Origin of the sequence: Acinetobacter brisouii (assembly GCF_008993995.1) — a bacterium.
GTDB classification, from domain to species: Bacteria; Pseudomonadota; Gammaproteobacteria; order Pseudomonadales; family Moraxellaceae; genus Acinetobacter; species Acinetobacter brisouii_A.
On the sequence record NZ_BKNN01000117.1, the window covers coordinates 1 to 4,614 of the forward strand.

Here is a 4,614-nt window from a genome sequence, read left to right on the forward strand (position 1 = left end):
AGGTGTTGTAATTAAATAAGAATATTTCTTTTAAATTAAAAAAACTGACTAAAAAACTCAGATTTTTAGTGGTTTTTTAAAGTAATAATTAGGTTGGTCAAACGGGAAATTTCCCTTATGTTTGGAAACTGGTTAAGCTATATCAGATTGTTGGAATTTTGATAGGCTTATGAAACAAGAAACGGCACTGAAACTTTTAAAAGCAGGCGAAAATGTTTTTCTAACAGGTTCAGCAGGTGCAGGTAAAACCTATACACTTAATCAATATATTCAATATCTTAAAATAAGAAAAGTGCCCGTTGCAATTACAGCTTCAACAGGGATTGCAGCAACGCATATGAATGGCATGACGATTCATACTTGGGCAGGCATTGGCATTAAAGATAGCCTAAGCGAAGATGATTTAAAGCGCATGAAAGAGCGTAAATATCTCAAAGAGCATTTGGAAAATACTCAAGTGTTGATTATTGACGAAATTTCGATGCTGCATGCCAAACAACTCAATTTGGTTAATCAGGTTTTAAAATATTTTAAAGAAAATGATCAAGCCTTTGGTGGTATACAAATCGTTGTCGCGGGTGACTTTTTCCAGTTGCCACCTGTAGGCAAAAATGAAGAGCGCAATCGAGATAAATTCTGTTTTATGTCAGAGGCTTGGGTTGAAGCAAAATTTCGAATTTGTTACTTAACCGAGCAGCACCGTCAAGATGATGAAACTCTAAACCAAATTTTAAACGCGATTCGTGCACAAAACTTACAAAACCAGCACTTTGATGCGTTAACCAGTGTTCGTAAGCAAGATATTGGCGAGACGTTTACCCGTTTGTATACGCACAATATGGACGTTGATCATTTGAATTTTCAACATTTAAATGCGATTGACGGAGAAAGCCATCAGTTCAATGCAGTACTCGATGGCAATGAAAAACTCCTCGAAACACTGAAATCTTCAGTACGTGCACCAGAAGAATTAACCTTAAAAAAACATGCTAAGGTGATGTTTGTTAAAAATAATTTTGATATGGGTTACATCAATGGAAGCTTGGGCGAAGTCATTGGCTTTGAGGAAAATGATGAACATGGATTGCTGCCAAAAGTTCAATTAACCGATGGTTCTGTTTTACTGGTTGAGCCTGAAACATGGTCTGTTGAAAATGATGCGGGTAAAATTATCGCCAGTTTTCAGCAAATTCCACTGCGTTTGGCATGGGCAATCACCATTCACAAAAGTCAGGGTATGACTTTGGAAGCTGCTGAAATTAACTTGAGTCATACCTTTGAAAAAGGTCAAGGTTATGTCGCATTATCCCGTTTAAAATCCCTTGAAGGCTTACGTTTAACTGGGTTTAATGATCAAGCTTTGGAGTTGGATCGTCTGGCGATTAAAGCAGATCGGCGTTTTCAGGAACTTTCGGAAGAAGCAGAGCAGCATTTTGCCAATACGGATTTAGCTGCGCAGCATCAAGCCTTTATTCGTCACTGTGGCGGCACGCTGAATCCGAGTGAAATCGCACGTAATGAACGTAAGTTTGCAAAGAATGGGGATAAAAATAATTATGCGACCAGTACTTTGGAAGAAACCAAAGAGCTGTTTGAAAATGGTTATGATATTTCAGATATTGCACAAGAACGTGGTTTAACGCCTGCCACGATTATTAACCACTTGGCACGTTTACATAAAGAACAAGGTTTAGATATTTCAGTGGCACATCCTGGGGATGAAGTGGTCGAACAAGTCCGTAAAATTTATAAACGCTTGAAAAAAGGACAACGTTCTGAAAACTTTAATGATGATGGTTCGATTAAGTTACGTCCAATCGTTGAAGCAACACAACCCAAAATGGGCTATGATCAAGTGAGGTTAGCGTTATTGTTTATTGAATAATAAGGACAAGCATATGCCACATTTAGTGATCGGATATTCACGTAATATTCATAACTTAAGCCAAGAAAAGCTGCTTAAACATGTCAATCATGAATTGATTCAAACAGGTTTGTTTGAAGCCAAAGATATTAAATCACGTATTCACAAAGATGAGGTTTTTGTGATCGGTGATAATGATGATTCACAAGGTTATATTCATGCGCAACTGTCAGTACTGAGTGGGCGAACTGAAGAGCAGAAGCAACATCTGACTCAGATTTTGCTACAGGCCTTGCTGAGTTTTAAAGATTATGAAGCTTATACACTATCAGTACAGGTCTGTGCTGAAATTTTGGAAATGCCAAAAAATCAATATGCAAAGCAAATTGTTGAATACTAATTATGAAAAAGGGTGGATTGATTTCACCCTATTTATATCCAGTTTTCTAGCTTAACAACTCAATATCAGCATATTTAGCAATTTTTTCAGCATTTAAACTAAACAACTCATCTAGAAATGCGACAGCAAATTGTCCAATAAGCGGTGCGCGCTCAGCGGCTAATTGACCTGCAATCGCAAAATGGACATGTGCAGCAACACAAGCAAGCATCGGTGAAGTGACTGAACAATAAGCTGCAATCAGTGCGCCTAAAGCACAACCTGTTGCTGTTACTTTGGGTTGTAGGGCTGAACCACCATTGATTTTAATCACTTGAGTGCTTTCATGACTCAAAATGTAGTCACTTGCACCCGAAATGGCAACGCAGTCACAGTGTTGTAAAAGATTTTGAGCTTGCGTATAAACCGCATCACTACTGAGCGTACTGTCCACACCTTTAGATGAACTTTGGTTTCCTGCCAAGGTACTGATTTCAGACGCATTGCCACGAATCACGGTTGGATGATACTTCAGTAGAGTATCCGTCATATCACTGCGCCATTTTAAAATAGAGCTATAACCGACAGGGTCGAGCACCCACGGTTTTTGATGTGTTTGAGCCGTTTTAGCCGAGATTTGCATGGCTTGCATTTGTTGCTCAGTCGGTGTACCCAAGTTAATGCTGAGTGCTGAACTAATTTGAGTAAAACTTTCTGCTTCAAATGGATTGTCAATCATTGCAGGGGATGCACCACAGGCAAGTAAAACATTTGCAGCATAATTACTGGCAACCTGATTGGTCATACACTGAACCAGTGGGGCAGTTTGTTGTAATTTCTGCCAAGCGTCTGTGATCTGTTCAATCAGTAATGTGCGTTCAAGCATAAAAAATCCTGTAAATACTGAGTTTTAATGTGTGAAATAATGATCTTGATGCTGGCATTTATGACAAGTCAGCGTGACATAATCCCCAGCATCATATTCGACATCAAGTTCGTTAGAGCCACAATGCATACAACGCTTATCTGAATAAAAATTGAGTCGGGGCTGAATTTTTTTCCAAAGATGCCAAACAGGTTGATTGAAAATTCGTTGATCATAGTTGAGAAAACGATAATATAAAATTTGACTCATTTTACTCAGAGCTAAATGCTCTGGACGCATAAAGCTTGGTGTTTCCCACTTTTCTGCAATAGCACGTTCTCGATACTGCAACATGGTCTTTTTTAAACGATGCGTATTGATAAATCCATCATTACGTGCGGCAAGCGCTTTTTGTTCATATAAATAAAGTAATGCAGTATGTGCCAAGTAAAAAATCTGTTCGACGGAGAGATGATCTAGCAGCCGATAACAAAGCTGTTGGAATGAGGCATGTGAGCTGAATTGCACTTGCCACATTTTACAGATGGATTGAATAAACTGAATAATCTCTTGATACAGCATTTCATATAAAACAGCTTTAACTTCTTCAGCGTTCTTAAAAGGAATGCCAAGGGTTAAGTTGAAATAAAACCAGTGGCGCAATTGCTGCACAATGCTAAATAAACTGGGTTCACTATAACCATCTAAACGAACATTAATATAAAAGGTTGTGGGTTCATCAATAGCTGTTGTTGCAACAAAGATATTTTCTTTTTGTAGTTGTTTGACCAATTGATGCTGAAAATGATAGTTAGGTGAAATATTAAAAAACTTAATTTTTTCCCAATGAATGTATTCATCATGCTGAGAATCTTCACGAATCTGATCATCAAGCAAAGCCAGTAAAAATAATTTTTGTAAAAAGCTGAGTTGTTCTAGCGATGGCGCAATAATTTCTTTCTTTCGGTATTTTTGATGTTCTTGTTGGCGTGTTTCTTTGAGAATTTTTTTACGTTGTTGTTGGCAACGTGGACACTGGCAACTAAATTTTCCTGTTGGGAAAACCCGATGTTCACAATGGCTACATTGATGGAATTGAACGTCCTGATCAAATTGTTCCGCTTCAACCCAAAACATTGCAGCTTGACATAAAGGGCACAGTGTACTGGCATCTAGCTGTTTATTTAAGATCTGGAACAAGGCAATTTATCCATTTGGAAAGGCTGAACTCGAAATTATACACCGCTTATACAGAAAAATATCTGCAAAAGCCGGCCAGTAAATACTGAAAGTCAGCTTTTGGGGCTAGCTGAATGATGCTTTTAAGAGCGTTCAATCGTTTTAGGTTTCTTCAAGCATTTTTTCACAGTATTTACATTTGATGTGTGCTTAAAAAACAGGAGGGTTTAACTTGGTAAACTATACATACTCATTAGGAGTTTACCATGAGCAAGAAACAGAAGACTTACACCGCAGAATTTAAAGCTGAAGCCATAAAAGCCATTG

General features: G+C 38.0%; 4 protein-coding genes. 2 read left to right on the plus strand and 2 right to left on the minus strand.

Going from position 1 to position 4,614, the window contains the following annotated elements:
- The first annotated feature begins 169 nt into the window (after positions 1-169).
- Both GBN19_RS14710 and GBN19_RS14715 read left to right on the plus strand, forming a co-directional pair.
- A complete protein-coding gene (locus GBN19_RS14710; RefSeq protein ID WP_151778636.1) occupies positions 170-1,885 on the plus strand; it encodes an AAA family ATPase in 1,716 nt (571 codons plus the stop codon).
- Between the two features lie 13 nt (positions 1,886-1,898).
- The gene (locus tag GBN19_RS14715; protein WP_151778637.1) at positions 1,899-2,264 is read left to right on the plus strand and encodes a 5-carboxymethyl-2-hydroxymuconate Delta-isomerase; all 366 of its coding nucleotides are present in this window, start codon (positions 1,899-1,901) and stop codon (positions 2,262-2,264) included.
- Positions 2,265-2,310: 46 nt separating this feature from the next.
- On the opposite strand, the gene thiM is transcribed toward GBN19_RS14715, so the two are convergent.
- Both thiM and GBN19_RS14725 read right to left on the minus strand, forming a co-directional pair.
- On the minus strand, positions 2,311-3,129 hold the full coding sequence (gene thiM / locus GBN19_RS14720) for a hydroxyethylthiazole kinase (protein ID WP_151778638.1): 819 nt from the start codon (positions 3,127-3,129) through the stop codon (positions 2,311-2,313).
- Positions 3,130-3,153: 24 nt separating this feature from the next.
- Positions 3,154-4,308, minus strand: coding sequence for a hypothetical protein (locus GBN19_RS14725; RefSeq protein WP_171494505.1), 1,155 nt, complete (start codon positions 4,306-4,308; stop codon positions 3,154-3,156).
- Positions 4,309-4,614: the final 306 nt, after the last annotated feature.

Coding starts and splice junctions, on each gene's coding strand:
- GBN19_RS14710 (WP_151778636.1), top strand. CDS start 170: ATGAAACAAGAAACGGCACTGAAACTTTTAAAAGCAGGCGAAAATGTT.
- GBN19_RS14715 (WP_151778637.1), top strand. CDS start 1,899: ATGCCACATTTAGTGATCGGATATTCACGTAATATTCATAACTTAAGC.
- thiM (WP_151778638.1), bottom strand. CDS start 3,129: ATGCTTGAACGCACATTACTGATTGAACAGATCACAGACGCTTGGCAG.